The sequence below is a fragment of the Microbacterium sp. LMC-P-041 genome, from assembly GCF_030209555.1.
Classification (GTDB): domain Bacteria; phylum Actinomycetota; class Actinomycetes; order Actinomycetales; family Microbacteriaceae; genus Microbacterium.
In genome coordinates this window covers 506,136-522,272 of record NZ_JARVRV010000005.1, presented here as the reverse complement: position 1 = coordinate 522,272, position 16,137 = coordinate 506,136, and the positions used below count along the sequence as shown (strand labels likewise).

Here is a 16,137-nt window from a genome sequence, read left to right as displayed (position 1 = left end):
GCGCGAGGCGGTCGCCCCGCGCCGGTGGACATCACTTCGGATCGGAGCTGTCCAGCCCGCCTACACCACCGGTGCCGCCGAAGCCGCTGCCCCCGCGCTGCAGGGTGATGAGCTCGGTGTCGGTGCCGTCGCCGTGCTGGCGGGGATCCTCTGCCGCGTGGATCGCCTTCACCTTCGGCGAGCGACGGGTCTGGATCTCGACCCACTTCGCGATGCCCGACAGGATGAGGCACATGACGATGTAGATGCCGCCGATGACGAAGGCCGACTGCAGGATCGGGCGACCCTGCTGCGACGTCAGCTGCTTCGCGTAGTACAGCAGCTCGGGGTAGGTGATGATGAAGCCCAGAGCGGTGTCCTTCATCGTGACGACCAGCTGCGCGACGATCACCGGGAGCATCGCCCGGATCGCCTGCGGCAGGAGGATGAGACGCATCACGCCGCTCTTGCGGAGTCCGATCGCGTAGCCCGCCTCTTTCTGCCCCCGAGGCAGGGACTCGATGCCGGCCCTCAGAACCTCGGCGAGCACGGAGCCGTTGTAGGCCATCAGTGCGATCACGACGGCCCAGTAGGGATCCATCTTGATTCCGACCACGGGGAGCCCGTAGTAGAGCAGCATCATGAACACCAGCACCGGAACGGCACGGAAGAGCTCGGTGACGGCTGTCACGGGGATCCGCACCCACGCGTGCTCGGAGAGCCGCCCGATGGCCAGCACGAAGCCGAGGACGACGCTGAGGACGGCGGCGAGCGCGAAGGCTGCGAGCGTGTTGCCCAGGGCCTTGAAGATACCCATCCACACGTTGGAGAACGTGAACACGTACCACTTCTCCGCCGAGAACTGGCCCGTCTCCACCATGCGGAGCACGATGAAGCCGATGGCGGCCAGGACGAGGACGACGGTGGCGACCGCGATGACCCGGTTGCGGGCGATCGCCCGGGGTCCGGGGACGTCGTACAGTACAGAGCTCATCGCGCGATCCTCCAACGGTTCTCGAGATATCGCTGCAGCCAGCTCAACAGCAGCACCAGGGCGACGAACACGACGGCGACCCAGAGGAGGACCTCCATCGGGTTGCCCGGACGGTCGGCCGAATCGTTGATGGTCGACCGGAGAGCCGCGAGCTCGGCGACCGAGAACCCGGCTGCGACGGTCGTGTTCTTCAGGAGCGCGATGAAGACGCTCATCATCGGCGGGACGACCGAGCGGAACGCCTGCGGCAGGATCACGAGACCCATCACCTGTCCGAAGGGAAGTCCGATGGCCCGCGCGGCCTCGGCCTGACCGACGGGCACCGTGTTGATACCCGCCCTCAGGACCTCGGCCACATAGGTCGCCGTGTAGATGCCGATGGCGAGGATGCCGAGCACGAGGTTCGACAGTTCGGGCAACCCGAGTTGCGGGTACCCGAAGATGAAGAAGAAGAACACGAGGGTGAGCGGGGTGTTGCGCACGGTGTTCACGTACACCGTGCCGACGCCGCGGGCGATGGGCACCGGGGAGACACGCATGGCCCCGACGATCAGACCCAGGATCAGTGCGATGATCCCGCCCGCGAAGAACACGATCAGCGTGTTGCTGATCGCCTGTCCCCACAGGTCGAGGTTGCCGAAGATGACGTCCACGCCACCCTCCCTTCTTCAGAGTGAATGGGCGGCCCCCCTGAGGGGGCCGCCCATGTCGATCAGTACGCGTCGACCTCGGGCTGTTCGACCTCGATGCCGCTGGAACCGAGGTTCGCGTCGAAGATCGCCTGCCAGATGTCGCCACCGTCGGTGAAGAGCTCGTTGATGTGCGTGCGCAGCGCGTCGTCGCCCTTCGTGAGGCCGACACCGTAGCGCTCCTCGGTGAAGAGGCCGCCGGTCACCTTGACGTCATCCGGGTACTGGGCCGCGTAGCCGATCAGGATCGCCTGGTCGGTGGTCACGGCGTCGACCTTGCCGTCGATGAGGTCCTGGACGCAGGCGGAGTACAGGTCGTACTCCTGCGTCTTGATCTCGGGGAAGTTCGCCTTGATGTTCTGGATCGGCGTCGAGCCGGTCGCCGAGCAGACGGTCTTGCCGTTGAAGTCCTCGAGAGCCTCGGCGTCGTCCGCGTCGGCGGCGACCAGGAGTCCCTGACCGGTGATGAAGTAGGGACCCGCGAAGTCGATGAGCTCCTTGCGCTTGTCGTTGATCGAGTAGGTGCCGACGTAGTAGTCGATGTCACCGTTGGTGATCGCCTGCTCGCGGTTCGCCGAAGCGATCGGCTTGAACTCGATCTTGTCCTCGTCGTAGCCCAGGGATGCGGCGATCCACCGTGCGATGTCGACGTCGAAGCCGGTGCGCTCTCCGGTCGTGACATCGAGGTAGCCGAGCCCGGGCTGGTCCTCCTTGACGCCGACGATCACCTTGTCGCGCTCCTGGATGGCGTCGAACGTCGGGCTGCCCTCGAGCTGGACGTCGTCAGCGACCTCGAACCAGGTGGAGTCCTCGCTCTCTTCGCCGCCGGTTCCGGCGCCGGGGCTGGACGGGCTGCCGCTGTTGCAGGCCGTCAGCGCGAACAGTGCAACCGTCGCGATCCCGATTCCTGCCAGTGTCCGTGTGCGTCGCATGTGCGTCTCCTTCGTGTGCTGTGTGTGCAAAGGTCTGTGAGGCTCGTCAGTGCGTGAGGAGCTTGGAGAGGAAGTCCTTGGCGCGGTCGCTCTTCGGGTTCGTGAAGAACTCCTCAGGCGTCGCCTCCTCGACGATCTTGCCGTCGGCCATGAACACGACCCGGTTGGCGGCCTTGCGAGCGAAGCCCATCTCGTGGGTCACGACGATCATCGTCATGCCGTCGCGGGCGAGCTCCACCATGACGTCGAGGACCTCGTTGATCATCTCGGGGTCGAGCGCGCTGGTCGGCTCGTCGAAGAGCATGACCTTGGGCTGCATGGCGAGAGCGCGGGCGATCGCGACGCGCTGCTGCTGTCCGCCGGAGAGCTGTGCGGGAAGCTTCGAGGCCTGCTGGGCGACGCCGACGCGCTCGAGAAGCATCATCGCCTCCTTGTCGGCATCGGCCTTCTTCATGCCGCGGACCTTGATCGGGCCGAGCGTCACGTTCTCGAGGATCGTGAGGTGCGCGAAGAGGTTGAACGACTGGAACACCATGCCGACGTCTGCGCGCAGATGCGCGAGGCCCTTTCCCTCAGCGGGGAGCGCCTTGCCGTCGATGCTGATCGTGCCGCTCGTGATCGTCTCGAGGCGGTTGATCGTGCGACACAGTGTCGACTTGCCCGAGCCTGAGGGACCGATCACCACGACGACCTCGCCGGCGTTCACCGTGAGGTCGATATCCGTGAGCGCCTGGAAGTCGCCGTAGTGCTTCTGGACGTTGTCGACAACGACGAGGGGCTTACCGGTGGTCATCATTTCTCCAAACTAGCCAGGTCGCTCACGTGGCTCCACAGTGATGCGTCGACATTTACACGTTCGTAACCACGCGATGGGGCCGATCCCGCCCGATAACCGGAGTGCCCCACGGTCCGCCCCCGCGGACCGTGGGGGCGTCCCTGCTGCTCCGTTCCTCCCCCGAGTAGAACGTGGCAGCAAGCCTCCGACCGGATCCGATCGCAGGACGACTCCGGAGAATGGCCGAGTCCGCGCCTCAATGAGGGGCGTGGGCTCTGTGGCATCTGAATTCTCCGTTGAATCGAGCGCGATCGACCCCCACATTGGCAGAGTGACATGCCGGTATGAGACTTCTTGAGGATTTCTTGAGGCCTCAGTCCCGCTGGTCCCGGTAGTACTCGACGGCCCCCGGATGCAGGTCGACCGGCCCCGTGAAGATCGCCTGCCTGCGGTCGAGCAGGGACGCGACCGGAACCCGCTGCGCGATATCGGTGCGGACCGTGAAGAGGCTCGTGAGGACGTCCCGTACGACGCCGTCCGGAGTGTCGGACGAGGTGACCAGATAGTTCGGCACCGCCATCGTGGGCGCGGACTCGTCGAGTCCATAGAGCGCGACGGGGAAGTCGGACGGCCGATACGCATCGGAGTATCGAGCGTTGATCGTCGTGACCCATGTCTGCTCGATCGGCACCAGCCGCACGGGCGTCGTCGTCGCGAGCTCCGCGATGCCCGGTGTCGGGATGCCGCCGACCCAGAAGAATCCGTCGATCTCGGATCTCTCGAGCGCGCTGATCGACTCACCGAGATCGAGCCGGGGATCCGTGATCGTCGCGACGTCGACGTCGGCGGCGTCGAGTGCTCGCGCCGCGATCACATTGACGCCGGAATTCTCGGCCCCGAGCGACACCGTCCTGCCCGCAAGGTCGCTGAGGGCGGCGATGTCCGAATCCGCGCGTACGACCACGTGGAGGTACTCGTCGTACAGGCGAGCGACAGCCTGCACCGGCATGGGCTCGTCGAACGCTCCCACTCCGGCGACGGCGTCGGCAGCGGCATCCCCTTGCGCGAAGCCGAGGAGGGCCTCCCCCGAGCTCACCCGCAGGAGGTTGTCGACGGACCCGGCGGTCTCGGCTGCCGACACGCGGATGCCCAAGGACTCCGACAGCTCCCGAGCGAGTTCGTCGCCGTAGGCGTAATAGACCCCGTTGGCTCCCCCGCCGGCGATCTCGTAGGCAGAGTCGTTCCACTCCGTCGATCGAGCGCTGCACGCGCTGCTCGTGGCGGCGAGCAGCAGCACGAGTGCCGTCGCCACCCCTCTGCGCCACCATGCGCGGCGGCTAGCCCGCCCGCTCATCCCTCAGCTCCGTCCGGCAGCATCAGCGACACCAGCAGCCCGCCGTCGTCCGGCGTATCGACCCGCAGCTCGCCGCCGATCGACTCCAAGAGGTCGGTCGCTATCGCGAGGCCGAGCCCTGACCCCGGAACCCCGCCGCTGTCGTCGCTGCGCCAGAATCGGTCGGCGGCGTTCGCGGCCTGCTCTCGCGTCAGGCCGGGGCCGTGGTCGCGGACTGTCAGCACGCAGAGTCCACCGCTGCGGTGCGCGTCGACCTCGACGGCCGACTCGGCGGGCGAGAACTTCACCGCATTGTCGATGACGGCGTCGAGCGCGCTCTCGACGATCGTGCGGTCGGTGATGCTCATCACCGGGCCCACTCCTGTCGAGAGCATCCGGACGCGTCGCTGTGACGCGACCTCGCTCCAGGCGTCTGCGCGGCGGGCGGCGAGCGTGGTCAGATCGACGGCTGAGATCATCGTGTCGGCGCGCCCGCCGCGCGCGAGTCCGAGGAGCGTCTCGAGGATGCGAGCCATCCGGCGCCCTTCCTCCCTCGTCTCCTCGACGTCGTCCTTCCAGTCGGCTCCGAGACCGGTCGAGAGGTGCTCGACACGCAGCAGCAGCGCGTTGAGGGGATTGCGGAGCTCGTGCGAGGCGTTCAGGGCGAACTCCTGCTGACGCGTCATGACGCGCTCGATCTCATCCGCCATGCCGTTGAACACGCGCGTCATCCGGCGTAGCTCAGGAGGCCCCGTGTCCTCCGCGACCCTCGCATCCATCTCGCCGCGTTCGATCGCGATCATCGCCTCATCGAGACGTCGGACCGGAGAGAGCACCCACCGGGCGAGTTGGAAGACGAGGAGCACGCCGAGTCCGATCGAGACGATCGACACGACCGTCAGCACAAGAATCTGCTGCAGGATCTGGGTCCGTGGCGCCTCGACGTCCGCGGAGAGCATCACGGCGCCGATCACGTCGCCGTCGTCGAAGACCGGCTCGACGAGCGAGGACTCTGCCGCGATCCAGGGGAACACCGGCTCGGGCGCCTCGGCGCGGCGCCCCGAGAGCGCGAGGCCGACCCGTGCGGCATCGTCCTCTGACAGGACTTCGCCGCCGCCGTCGCGCGCTGACCACACCCCACCGGAAAGATCGAAGACGATCACATCGATCCCGTACACCTCGTGGAAGCGGGCGACCTCGGCATCGATCACCGTCGCGCTGCCCGACCGCAGCGCCTGCCGCGCGCTGGTCACGAAATACCCGAGGTCACCGAGCTGCTCGGTGTAGAAGGCCTGCTGGATGCTGCGGGTCGCGCTCCACGCCGTGGCGCCGCCCAACGACAGCAGGATCGCGACGAGCGGCACCAGGAAGACGACGACGAGACGTCTGCGCATCGAACGCTACCCGGCCAACCGATAGCCGACACCGCGCACGGTCTCGATCAGATGCCGCTGACCCGCCTTCTTGCGGATCGCGCCGACGTGCACCTCGAGCGAGTGCCCGAAGCCGCGCCAGTCGGTGTTCCAGACCTCGCGGATGAGTCTCTCCTTCGGCACGGCGACGCCGGGGTACCGGGCGAGCACCGCCACGATGTCGAATTCCTTGCGAGTGAGTTCGATGGGAGCGCGTCCGATGATCACCTGCCTGGCGACGAGGTCGATCTCGATCTCGCCATCCTGCAGACGTACGCGCGCCTCGGATTCCGGCCGCACGGGTCGAGAGCGTCGTGTGACCGCCTCGATCCGGGCGAGGAGCTCGTGGACGTCGTAGGGCTTGACGACGAAATCGTCAGCGCCGGCACGCAACCCTCTGATGCGCTCCGTGACCTGGTTGCGTGCGGTGACGATCACGATCGGCACCTCGGAGCGTGCGCGGATCCGACGGCAGAGATCGATGCCGTCGACATCGGGCAGACCGAGGTCGAGGAGCACCACCTCGGTGTCCGCACCCAATTCCTGCAGCGCGGAGGCTCCGTCCGCGGCTCGCACGGTGGCGTACCCGGATCGCGCGAGGAAGGCCTCGAGTGCAGCGGCGACACGCTCGTCGTCCTCCACGATCAGAATCTGCATCGACCCTGGGTCCCCTTCTCCGCTCGAGCAGGGACAAACCTACCAGCAGGACGGCCGGCCGCTCGTCCGCCGGAGATCAGGCCGAGGATGCCGCCCGCTGCGCGAACGCGCTCTCGTACAGGCAGACGCTCGCTGCCGTGGCGAGGTTCAAGGATTCGGCGCGGCCGAAGATCGGCAGCTTCAGCACCTGGTCGGCCTGCGCGAGCGCCTCGTCCTCGAGACCGCGCGCCTCATTGCCGAACAGCCACGCCGTAGGCTCGGCGAGCACTCCGTCCGCCCGGGCATGAAGAAGATCCTCGCCCTTGACGTCCGCGGCCAGAATCCGGAGTCCCGCGGCGTGAGCCTTCTCGACCACATCCGAGAGCTCTGCGCCCACGGACACGGGCAGATGGAACAGCGAACCTGTCGTGGCGCGCACGACCTTCGGGTTGTAGGGATCGACCGTGCGGCCCGTCAGCACGACGGCGTCGGCTCCCGCCGCATCGGCGGCCCTGATGATCGTGCCGAGGTTTCCTGGGTCCCTGATCTCCTCGCAGATCGCCACCAGACGGGGGGATGCCGCGAAGATGTCCCGCACCGACGTGGGCGCCTGCCGGACGACGGCCACCAGCCCCTGCGGAGTGACCGTGTCGGCCATCGCGTTCAGCACGTACTCCGTGACGTACTCCACGTCGACGCCGGCATCCGATGCCTTCGCGCGGATGTCCGGATGCTTCTCCCAGCCGGTCGGGGTCGCGAACAGCTCCACGATCGCCTGAGGACTGTAGGTCAGCGCCTCGCGAACCGCCTGGGGACCTTCGAGGAGGTAGAGCCCTGTCTCGGCGCGCGCGCTGCGCTTGGTCAGCTTGGCGACGGCACGGACTCGGGGCGAACGGGGGTTCTCCAGCACGTTCACAGTCTAGAGAACGGCAGGACCGTTCCTGCGCAAACGCCGGACGAACGACAGAGGACGCCCTCCCGAAGGAGAGCGTCCTCTGTGGTGAAGAGCTGCTTACGCAGCCGACTTCGGAGCGTTGACGTCGGAAGGCAGAGCCTTCTTCGCCGTCTCGACCAGCGTCGTGAAGGTCGCTGCGTCGTTGACCGCGAGGTCGGCGAGCATGCGACGGTCGACGGTGACACCCGCGAGACCGAGGCCCTGGATGAAGCGGTTGTACGTGATGCCGTTCTGGCGTGCAGCGGCGTTGATGCGCTGGATCCAGAGACGACGGAAGTCGCCCTTGCGCTTGCGACGGTCACGGTACGAGTAGACCAGCGAGTGGATGACCTGCTCTTTGGCCTTGCGGTAGAGGCGCGAACGCTGACCGCGGTAGCCGGAGGCGCGCTCGAGGATGACCCGACGCTTCTTGTGGGCGTTTACCGCCCGCTTGACTCTTGCCATTTTCCTGTGTTCCTATCGTGCGTTCGGGCGCGTCAGCGACCGAGAAGCTTCTTCGCGACCTTGGTGTCAGCCTTCGACAGCACCTGGTCCTGGTTGAGGCGGCGGGTGCGACGGCTCGACTTGTGCTCGAGGTTGTGGCGCATTCCGGCCTGCTGCTTCTTCAGCTTGCCGCTGCCGGTGATCTTGAAGCGCTTCTTAGCACCCGAGTGGGTCTTCTGCTTCGGCATCTTCTCTTCCTTCGTATGGCGCCTTCTCAGGCGACGGTGTCAACCCGCGGTGCGGGAGTCTGGGGGCGGGTGTTATTCCGCTGCGGCCTCGGCCGGCTCGTCGGCGTCGGTCTTGGCTTCGCGGGCGGCCTGCTTGTTCGCTGCGCGCTGGGCGTCGCGAACCGCATTCTGCTCCTGCTTCGCCTCGGACTTGCTCTTGAGCGGAGCCACGATCATGACCATGTTGCGGCCGTCGATGGTCGGGTTCGACTCGACGGTTCCGAGCTCGGCGACATCCTCGGCGAACTTGCGGAGGAGACGGACGCCCTGCTCGGGACGCGACTGCTCGCGACCACGGAAAAGGATCATGGCCTTCACCTTGTCGCCGGCCTTGAGGAAGCCCTCGGCGCGCTTGAGCTTCGTCGTGTAGTCGTGCGCCTCGATCTTCAGGCGGAAGCGGACCTCTTTGAGGATGGTGTTCGCCTGGTTGCGGCGAGCTTCCTTCTCCTTCTGGGCGGCTTCGTACTTGAACTTGCCGTAGTCCATGATCTTGACCACGGGCGGCTTCGAGTTGGGCGCGACCTCGACGAGGTCGAGATCTGCTTCCTGCGCAAGGCGCAGCGCCGCCTCGATGCGGACGACGCCGATCTGCTCACCCGCGGGACCGACGAGGCGGACCTCGGGGACGCGGATGCGCTCATTGGTGCGGGGATCGCTGATGCGTAGCTCCTTAGACGATGGGATTCGGCCACCAGGATGCTGTCAGCACCCCGGGCGAAATCAGAATCGTCCCACCCACCGGCGTTCAAACGCCGGCTCCGCACCCTGCCTGCCGGACCCCGTCTGACGACGCGATCCGGTGGAGTGCAAGACCCGGTAGCCTGGAACGGCAAGCGCGGGTGGGAAGTGAATCCTCTTTCGTACCGGAGCATGACGCTCCGGAGCCCGACAAAGTCTAACAGAAGGCAAGGCGAAGTGACGAACCAGGCATCGGATGAGGCTGCACGCGAGCGCGAAGAGCGCTGGGCACGGCAGGAGGAGGCGGCGTCCTCCGCCACGCGGGACATCGCCGATGTGCCGGCGGTCGAGGTCATCACGACCGCAGCCGTCCACCTCATGAGTGCCGCGGCGGTCAAGCTCGGCCTCGCCGACGACCCGCACGCGGCGGAGCAGCTCGACCTCGATGAGGCGCGCAAGCTCATCAACGCCCTCGCCGGGCTGATCACCGCCGGCGCACCGGAGATCAGCGACATGCACGCGCGGTCCCTCCGAGATGGGCTGCGCTCGCTGCAGCTCGCGTTCCGCGAGGCGTCGACCATTCCCGACCCGATCGGCAAGGGTCCGGGCGAGAAGTGGACAGGCCCGGTCAACTAGGGACTGCCGGCCACTGCGGCTGACCGGTCGGTGGCAGCACCGAGCCGGTCAGGCCGAGCGACGCAGCTTCACGGTGAGAGAGTCGGCGAGCACCGCGATGCGATCATCCGCCGCCCACCGCTGCGCCAGGCGCGCGAGCACGGCATCGAGCACCTCGCGCTCGAGCCCGTCGACCAGCTCGAGGATGACGATCAGTTCCGGTCCGCGTAGACGGGCGTCCGGGTCTCCGGCCGCGACGGCGACGTCGATCACTGCGAGTTCATGCGCGACACTCTCCTGCAGAGCAGTGAAGACCTCGGGCGAGAGGAAACTCGGCTCCCACCGATGACCCTGCGCGACTGCCCACACCGCGGGACGACGGAGGACGAACTCGGTGTCGGACGTCGGGTCGAGAACGATCAGATCCGTGTCCTCCGCCGACGCTGCGAGAGCGGCGCGCACGGCTTCCACCGGGATCGGACGGGCCGTCGCGTCCCAGCGCTGCATCGCCTCGACCGACGAGAACACCGGCTGCACGCGACGACCGTCGGGAGCCGCGACCGTCACGATCGAGAGCTCCTGAGTCTTGTCGACAGCGAGACCGCTCGGCGCCACGCCCTCCTCGCCCTTCTCGGCGATGAGCGGGATCAGGACCCGCGCCGAACGGAACGCGTCGACGACCTCGGTCTGAGCACCGTCGCCCGCCCGAAAACGCAGCAGCGCGTCGAGCAGAACCGGGTCGGCCGATCCGTCGTCGGCGGCATGAGGGTTCGACTGGAAGCTGCGGCCTTCCCAGGGCACACCGGCCGAGTCGCCCCGATCGCTGGACGGGTGCTCGTGCGACCCATGACGGTCGTGGGGACCGTGGTCCCCGGCGTCGTCAGTCCCCTGCGACATCCAGCGCCTCAGCCAGCGTGAACGCGCCGGCGTAGAGTGCCTTGCCGACGATGGCGCCTTCGACGCCCAGCGGCACCAGTTCGCGGAGCGCCACGATGTCATCGAGGTTCGAGATGCCTCCGGATGCCACGACGGGCTTCGGGGTGCGGGCTGTGACCTCGCGCAACAGCTCGAGGTTCGGCCCCTTGAGGGTCCCGTCCTTGGTGACGTCGGTCACGACGTAACGGCTGCAGCCGGCATCCTCGAGGCGCTCAAGCACCTCCCAGAGGTCGCCGCCCTCCTTCGTCCACCCGCGAGCGGCCAGCGTCGTACCGCGGACGTCGAGCCCGACAGCGATCGCTTCGCCGTAACGGCTGATCACGTCGGCGGCCCACTCGGGGTTCTCCAGCGCGGCCGTGCCGAGGTTGATGCGGGTCGCACCGCTCTCGAGAGCCGCCTCGAGCGTCGCGTCGTCACGGATGCCGCCGGACAGCTCGACGTTGACGTTCTTGAACTGCTTGATGACCTTGCGGAGGATCGGCGCGTTGCTGCCGCGTCCGAAAGCGGCATCGAGGTCGACGAGATGGATCCACTTCGCCCCCTGTGCGACCCACTCCCCCGCGGCGTCGAGCGGGTCGCCGTAGCTGGTCTCGGTGCCGGCCTCACCCTGAGTGAGGCGGACGGCCTTGCCCCCGGCGACATCGACGGCGGGAAGCAGGGTGAGAGCGGGAGACTGCGCGAAGTCGTTCATGACGTCCTCAGGTGAGATGGAGAGACCGATTCGTCGGCACGAGAATCGACACTAGCCCGCGTATCGGCCCGCTCCAAAACGATGACAGCAGAGAACCTCCCGTGCCACGCGGTAGCCTCGATGACGCCCCTGTTTCGGTGTGTGAGGAGATGTTCCATGGTGCGCGATGCGGAAGCGCGAGGAGGCGGACCCCTGCGACGCGGGAATGCGCTGCCTCCCGAGACTCCGGATGAGCGCGCTCAGATGCCGACTGGACCCGACGCGGAGCCCACAGCCCCGCACCCCCGACCGGCACCCCAGCCCGCCCCCGCGCCGGGAACACGAGCCGCAGCGGCATGGGCAGCCGCCTCCGCCGCAGCTCCTCCTTCCGATGATGCGCGACCGGCCACGCCCGCTGTGCCGATCTCCGCACCGCCTTCGGTCCCCGCTGCGCCACCCGCCGCCCCTGCAGTACCGCCCGCGCCCTCAGCCGCATCGCCCGCAGCCCATGCGGTACCGACGACGCCGGCACCTTCCGGAGCGCCCGCTGCGACCGGATCGCTTTCGACCGCATGGTCGGAACAGCAGAGCTCTTCGACTCAGGACAGCACCGTGCGGCCCGCCGTTCCGGCGGCCACGGCGCCGCGCCCCCAGTCTTCCGACGTACCGCCCGCTCCGCCGCTGCCGGTGCCCGCCTCGGCCCCGTCCGCGCCCAACGCCGCCGCTGCAGAGTCGGCGTCCTCGGCATCCTCGCGTCGTCAGCAGCGCGAGCAGGGCGTGGGGCGTCGCTCGTTCCTTCAGGAGGAGCGCCGTGAGGAGCCAGCGCGTCAGGGCGGACGCGGGCTGCTCAACCGCGTCGGGTTCACCCTCGGCCCGAGCGCTCGCGAACGCGCCGTCCGCGACGACGAGCACGCGGTGAGCCGCCACTGGCCGGGCCCCCGCACCGTCGCTGTCGTCAATGGGAAGGGCGGGGCGGGAAAGACACCGGCCACCGTGCTGCTGTCGGCGGTCTTCGCGCAGTACGGCGGCGCCGGGGTTCTCGCCTGGGACAACAACCAGACCCGCGGCACCCTCGGCTGGCGCACCGAGACGGGGGCGCACGATCGCACACTGCTCGAACTGCTTCCGCAGACCCAGCGCCTGCTCGGAGCCCAGGGACAGTCAGCCGACCTCGCGCACTTCGTGCATCACCAGCCGCAGGAGAAGTACGACGTCCTGCGGTCGAAGCCCGTCCGACTGGCCCACGAGAATCGGCTCCGGCCGAGTGACGTCGACTCCATCCACGCGATCGCGGCCAAGTTCTACCGTCTGATCATCATCGACTCCGGCAACGACGAGTCCGATCCGATGTGGCTGCGGATGATCGACCTCGCCGACCAGATCGTCGTGGCGACGACGACACGTGACGACCATGCCGAGGCCGGGGCGCTGCTGCTCGAGGCACTCGAAGACCGCGACGAGCGATCCGCACGGTTGGCTCGCGAGTCAGTGGTCGTCGTCAGCCAGGCGGACCCGAAGGCATCCCCCGCCGAAGTCGCAGACGTCATCGCCGGATATCAGCCGCTCGCGCGCGAAGTCGTCGGCATCCCCTTCGATCGGGAGATGGTCGACGGTCACCTCCGTCTTCGCGCACTCGCGGCGCCGACGCAGCGGTCGTGGCTCTCTGCCGCGGCCGCCGTCGCCCGAGGCTTCTGAGCCGTTCGGCAGTGGACCCGGCGGATCGGTCGTCCGAGGTTCGGATCGACGGCGGCTCAGCGGGCTGCCGACGCGTCAGGACCGAAGGCTGTCGACCCAGTTGCGGAGCAGCTGGATTCCGGCCTCGCCGGACTTCTCAGGATGGAACTGCGTCGCGGAGAGCGGCCCGTTCTCGACCGCAGCGAGGAACGGATCGCCGTACGTCGACCACGTGAGCACCGGCTGAGGGAACGGCGGGATGACATCGAGCTCCCACGACTGCGCGGCGTAGGAATGCACGAAGTAGAAGCGTTCGTTCTCGATGCCCTTGAACAGCACCGATTCGGCGCCCGGCTCGACCGTGTTCCACCCCATGTGCGGCAGCACCGGCGCGTTGAGCTCCGTGACCGCTCCCGGCCATTCGCCGAGACCCTCGGAATCGTGCCCGCGCTCGACACCGTGCGCGAACAGAACCTGCATGCCGACGCAGATGCCGAGCACCGGGCGCCCGCCTGCGAGCCGGCGATCGATGATCTCGTCGCCGCCGTGCGCGTAGAGCGCATCGCGCACGGCCTGGAACGCGCCGACCCCCGGCACCACGAGACCGTCTGCCTCGAGCGCTTCCTTGCGGTCGCGCGTCAGCACCGCATCAGCACCGGCGGCGATGAGCGCCTTGACAGCCGAGTGGACGTTGCCGGATTCGTAATCGAAGACGGCGACCCGGGGAGCCCTGCTCACAGTGCGCCCTTCGTCGACGGGATGCCGTCGACCAGAGGGTCGAGGGCCTTGGCCTGGCGGAACGCCCGAGCGAATGCCTTGTACTCGGCTTCGGCGATGTGGTGGGGGTCGCGGCCCCCGAGAACGCGTACGTGCACCGTGAGTCCCGCGTTGAAGGTGATGGCCTCGAACGTGTGGCGCACGAGCGAACCGGTGAAGTGGCCGCCGATGAGGTGGTGCTCGAAACCGGCAGGCTCCCCCGTGTGAACGAGATAGGGACGCCCCGAGATGTCCACGACAGCCTGAGCGAGCGCCTCGTCGAGCGGCACGAGAGCGTCGCCGTATCGCGAGATGCCGGACTTGTCGCCCAGCGCTTCACGGATGGCCTGACCGAGAACGATCGAGATGTCCTCCACGGTGTGGTGTGCGTCGATCTGCGTGTCCCCCGAGGCGCGCACCGTGAGGTCCGTGAGCGAGTGCTTCGCGAAAGCCGTCAGCATGTGATCGAAGAACGGCACCGACGTGTCGATACGGCTCGCACCGGTGCCGTCGAGGTTCAGCTCGAGCTCGACGGTGGACTCCGACGTGCTGCGCACACGCGTGGCGGTGCGCGGGGTCTGGGCGGGGCTGCTCATGAAGCCGATCCTATCGAGGCGAGGGCATCGAGGAATGCCGTGGTCTCCGGCTCGGTGCCCGCGGTGACGCGGAGGTGCCCGGGTATCCCGACGTCGCGGATGAGAACACCCTGCTCATAGAGCTGCTGCCAGACCTTCTGGGGCTCTGCGACACCCCCGAACAGAACGAAGTTCGACCAGGACTCATGCGGGGTGTACCCCAGCGCCTCGAGTGTCGCGGAGATGCGATCCCGCTGCTCGACGATCTCCTCGACCATGCCGAGCATCACGTCGGAGTTGCGCAGAGCGGCGACGGCTGCGGCCTGAGTGAGAGCGCTGAGGTGGTACGGCAGGCGCACGAGCCGCAGAGCGTCGATGAAGGCAGGATCCGCGGCGAGGTACCCCACGCGGGCACCCGCGAAGGCGAAGGCCTTGCTCATCGTGCGGGAGACGGCGAGCCGCGGTCGTCCCTCGAGAAGGGTCAGAGCCGATGCCGCGTCGTGCGGCGCGAACTCCTGGTACGCCTCGTCGACGACGACGATTCCGTTCGACGCCTCGTACACGGCTTCGACGACGTCGAGGCCCAGCGGCGTGCCTGTCGGATTGTTCGGCGAGCACAGCAGGATGACGTCAGGATCGACATCTCGCACCTGCGCTGCCGCCTCTTCGGGGGTGATCGTGTAATCGGGCTGCCTGGTGCCGGCGACCCAACACGCTCCGGTGCCCTTCGAGATCAGCGGATACATCGAGTAGGTCGGGGCGAAGCTGAACGCCGTGCGGCCCGGCCCTCCGAACGCCTGCAGAATGTGCTGAAGGACTTCGTTCGACCCGTTGCCCGCCCAGATCTGAGCCGGTTCGAGACCATGACCGAGATACTCCGCGAACCCTTCCCGGAGCGTGGTGAACTCGCGATCCGGGTAGCGGTTGACATCGCGGAGCGCGACCGCGATGTCGTCCAGGATGTCACTGGCGACCGCGTCGGGAACCGGATGCGTGTTCTCGTTGACGTTGAGTGCGATCGGAAGAGGCGCTTGCGGCGCTCCATAGGGCGTGAGCCCTCGGAGGTCGTCGCGAAGAGGGAGGTCGGCGAGTGATGCAGTCACCCTTCCCATGGTAGGCCGCCTTCGCTACACAGACGCTCGTGGTGACGGAGTGTGAACGCGCTTCCGCGCCGCACCGCTCGATCGAACGGCCCTCACGGGTTCATTCCGAATACTGCGCCGGAATCGCCAGCTCCTGGCCGATCTGCAGCTCGCCGCCGCGCAGCAGGTTCAGACGCGTGATGTCGCCGATCACGTCGCGCGGATCCGCGCCGGGGGCCACGCTCTCGGCGATCGACCACAGCGTGTCGCCGGGCATCACCGTCACCGTCGCGAACGATGCCGTGGCGGTCTGCTCGCCTGAGGCCATCGCACTGCCGCCGCTGAGTGCGGCGAATGCGATCCCGGCTGCGAGCGGCACGGCCGCGACAGCGAGAACGACACGTCGACCGCGCGCCGTCAGCTTGAGCCGCGTCGCCGGACGAGCCGGAAGGACTGCTGCACTGCTGAAGGTGATGGTGCTCATGTCGTGCTCCTCTGCATCTACCGCGTGGGCGGTGAAGTTGGCGTAGCGTTCGCATTCGCGCCTCGGCCGGGAGCCGTGAATGCGAAGCTACGTTCCGAAGTTATCTTCGAATTCGAACATCTGTCAAGCGTTCTTCGAAACAGAAGTCCGGGAATCGGCCGACACGCTCGAACAGATCTTCCACTTCGGCGCGATTCTCGGATACGGTTTCGATGTCAACACCCCACCACGGGCCTCCGACATTCGAACTGA

General features: G+C 67.5%; 19 protein-coding genes. 2 read left to right on the top strand and 17 right to left on the bottom strand.

Annotation, left to right across the window (positions count from 1 at the left end; all coding sequences use genetic code 11):
* Positions 1-31: 31 nt before the first annotated feature.
* The 11 genes from QRN21_RS12730 to infC form a co-directional block, all read right to left on the bottom strand.
* Positions 32-973, bottom strand: coding sequence for an amino acid ABC transporter permease (locus tag QRN21_RS12730; RefSeq protein WP_285364284.1), 942 nt, complete (start codon positions 971-973; stop codon positions 32-34).
* Entirely contained in the window at positions 970-1,626 is a 657-nt protein-coding gene (locus QRN21_RS12725; protein WP_053096897.1) for an amino acid ABC transporter permease, read from the bottom strand. The genes QRN21_RS12730 and QRN21_RS12725 overlap by 4 nt, the downstream gene beginning before the upstream one ends.
* 59 nt (positions 1,627-1,685) lie before the next feature.
* Positions 1,686-2,594, bottom strand: coding sequence for a glutamate ABC transporter substrate-binding protein (locus tag QRN21_RS12720; RefSeq protein WP_053096898.1), 909 nt, complete (start codon positions 2,592-2,594; stop codon positions 1,686-1,688).
* A 46-nt stretch (positions 2,595-2,640) separates the two neighbouring features.
* Positions 2,641-3,390, bottom strand: a complete 750-nt coding sequence (locus tag QRN21_RS12715) for an amino acid ABC transporter ATP-binding protein (RefSeq protein ID WP_372984152.1) — start codon at positions 3,388-3,390, stop codon at positions 2,641-2,643.
* Between the two features lie 352 nt (positions 3,391-3,742).
* Positions 3,743-4,723, bottom strand: a complete 981-nt coding sequence (locus QRN21_RS12710) for a TAXI family TRAP transporter solute-binding subunit (RefSeq protein ID WP_285364281.1) — start codon at positions 4,721-4,723, stop codon at positions 3,743-3,745.
* Complete coding sequence (locus QRN21_RS12705) at positions 4,720-6,096, bottom strand: sensor histidine kinase (protein WP_053096902.1); 1,377 nt, start codon at positions 6,094-6,096, stop codon at positions 4,720-4,722. The genes QRN21_RS12710 and QRN21_RS12705 overlap by 4 nt, the downstream gene beginning before the upstream one ends.
* A gap of 6 nt (positions 6,097-6,102) precedes the next feature.
* Positions 6,103-6,771: a response regulator transcription factor gene (locus QRN21_RS12700; RefSeq protein WP_053096904.1), complete on the bottom strand. Its 669-nt coding sequence runs from the start codon at positions 6,769-6,771 to the stop codon at positions 6,103-6,105.
* A 76-nt stretch (positions 6,772-6,847) separates the two neighbouring features.
* Positions 6,848-7,660: a TrmH family RNA methyltransferase gene (locus tag QRN21_RS12695; RefSeq protein WP_285364279.1), complete on the bottom strand. Its 813-nt coding sequence runs from the start codon at positions 7,658-7,660 to the stop codon at positions 6,848-6,850.
* 102 nt (positions 7,661-7,762) lie between these two features.
* Positions 7,763-8,149 carry a 50S ribosomal protein L20 gene (gene rplT / locus QRN21_RS12690; protein WP_045252681.1) on the bottom strand — a complete coding sequence of 129 codons (387 nt, stop codon included), beginning with the start codon at positions 8,147-8,149 and terminating at the stop codon, positions 7,763-7,765.
* A 32-nt stretch (positions 8,150-8,181) separates the two neighbouring features.
* Positions 8,182-8,376, bottom strand: a complete 195-nt coding sequence (rpmI, locus tag QRN21_RS12685; RefSeq protein WP_017828564.1) for a 50S ribosomal protein L35 — start codon at positions 8,374-8,376, stop codon at positions 8,182-8,184.
* Between the two features lie 72 nt (positions 8,377-8,448).
* Positions 8,449-9,099 carry a translation initiation factor IF-3 gene (gene infC / locus QRN21_RS12680; RefSeq protein ID WP_072591506.1) on the bottom strand — a complete coding sequence of 217 codons (651 nt, stop codon included), beginning with the start codon at positions 9,097-9,099 and terminating at the stop codon, positions 8,449-8,451.
* A gap of 231 nt (positions 9,100-9,330) precedes the next feature.
* Between infC and QRN21_RS12675 the strand changes: the two genes are divergently transcribed.
* On the top strand, positions 9,331-9,729 hold the full coding sequence (locus QRN21_RS12675) for a DUF1844 domain-containing protein (protein WP_053096908.1): 399 nt from the start codon (positions 9,331-9,333) through the stop codon (positions 9,727-9,729).
* Positions 9,730-9,777: 48 nt separating this feature from the next.
* Here QRN21_RS12675 and QRN21_RS12670 read toward each other — a convergent pair whose 3' ends face one another.
* Positions 9,778-10,605 (bottom strand): SseB family protein, encoded by an 828-nt coding sequence (locus QRN21_RS12670; RefSeq protein ID WP_285364277.1) that lies wholly within the window; start codon positions 10,603-10,605, stop codon positions 9,778-9,780.
* On the bottom strand, positions 10,589-11,335 hold the full coding sequence (priA, locus tag QRN21_RS12665) for a bifunctional 1-(5-phosphoribosyl)-5-((5-phosphoribosylamino)methylideneamino)imidazole-4-carboxamide isomerase/phosphoribosylanthranilate isomerase PriA (protein WP_053096912.1): 747 nt from the start codon (positions 11,333-11,335) through the stop codon (positions 10,589-10,591). The genes QRN21_RS12670 and priA overlap by 17 nt, the downstream gene beginning before the upstream one ends.
* A gap of 591 nt (positions 11,336-11,926) precedes the next feature.
* Here priA and QRN21_RS12660 point away from each other — a divergent pair.
* Positions 11,927-13,009: a MinD/ParA family ATP-binding protein gene (locus tag QRN21_RS12660; RefSeq protein ID WP_201778473.1), complete on the top strand. Its 1,083-nt coding sequence runs from the start codon at positions 11,927-11,929 to the stop codon at positions 13,007-13,009.
* Between the two features lie 75 nt (positions 13,010-13,084).
* On the opposite strand, the gene hisH is transcribed toward QRN21_RS12660, so the two are convergent.
* The 4 genes from hisH to QRN21_RS12640 all read right to left on the bottom strand — a co-directional run bounded on the left by hisH (position 13,085) and on the right by QRN21_RS12640 (position 15,885).
* Positions 13,085-13,726 carry an imidazole glycerol phosphate synthase subunit HisH gene (gene hisH, locus QRN21_RS12655; RefSeq protein ID WP_053096916.1) on the bottom strand — a complete coding sequence of 214 codons (642 nt, stop codon included), beginning with the start codon at positions 13,724-13,726 and terminating at the stop codon, positions 13,085-13,087.
* Positions 13,723-14,340, bottom strand: a complete 618-nt coding sequence (gene hisB / locus QRN21_RS12650; protein WP_053096918.1) for an imidazoleglycerol-phosphate dehydratase HisB — start codon at positions 14,338-14,340, stop codon at positions 13,723-13,725. Before hisB ends, hisH begins: the two co-directional genes overlap by 4 nt.
* Entirely contained in the window at positions 14,337-15,431 is a 1,095-nt protein-coding gene (locus QRN21_RS12645; RefSeq protein ID WP_285364273.1) for a histidinol-phosphate transaminase, read from the bottom strand. Before QRN21_RS12645 ends, hisB begins: the two co-directional genes overlap by 4 nt.
* Before the next feature lie 91 nt (positions 15,432-15,522).
* Positions 15,523-15,885, bottom strand: a complete 363-nt coding sequence (locus tag QRN21_RS12640; protein WP_053096921.1) for a LysM peptidoglycan-binding domain-containing protein — start codon at positions 15,883-15,885, stop codon at positions 15,523-15,525.
* Positions 15,886-16,137 lie beyond the last annotated feature (252 nt).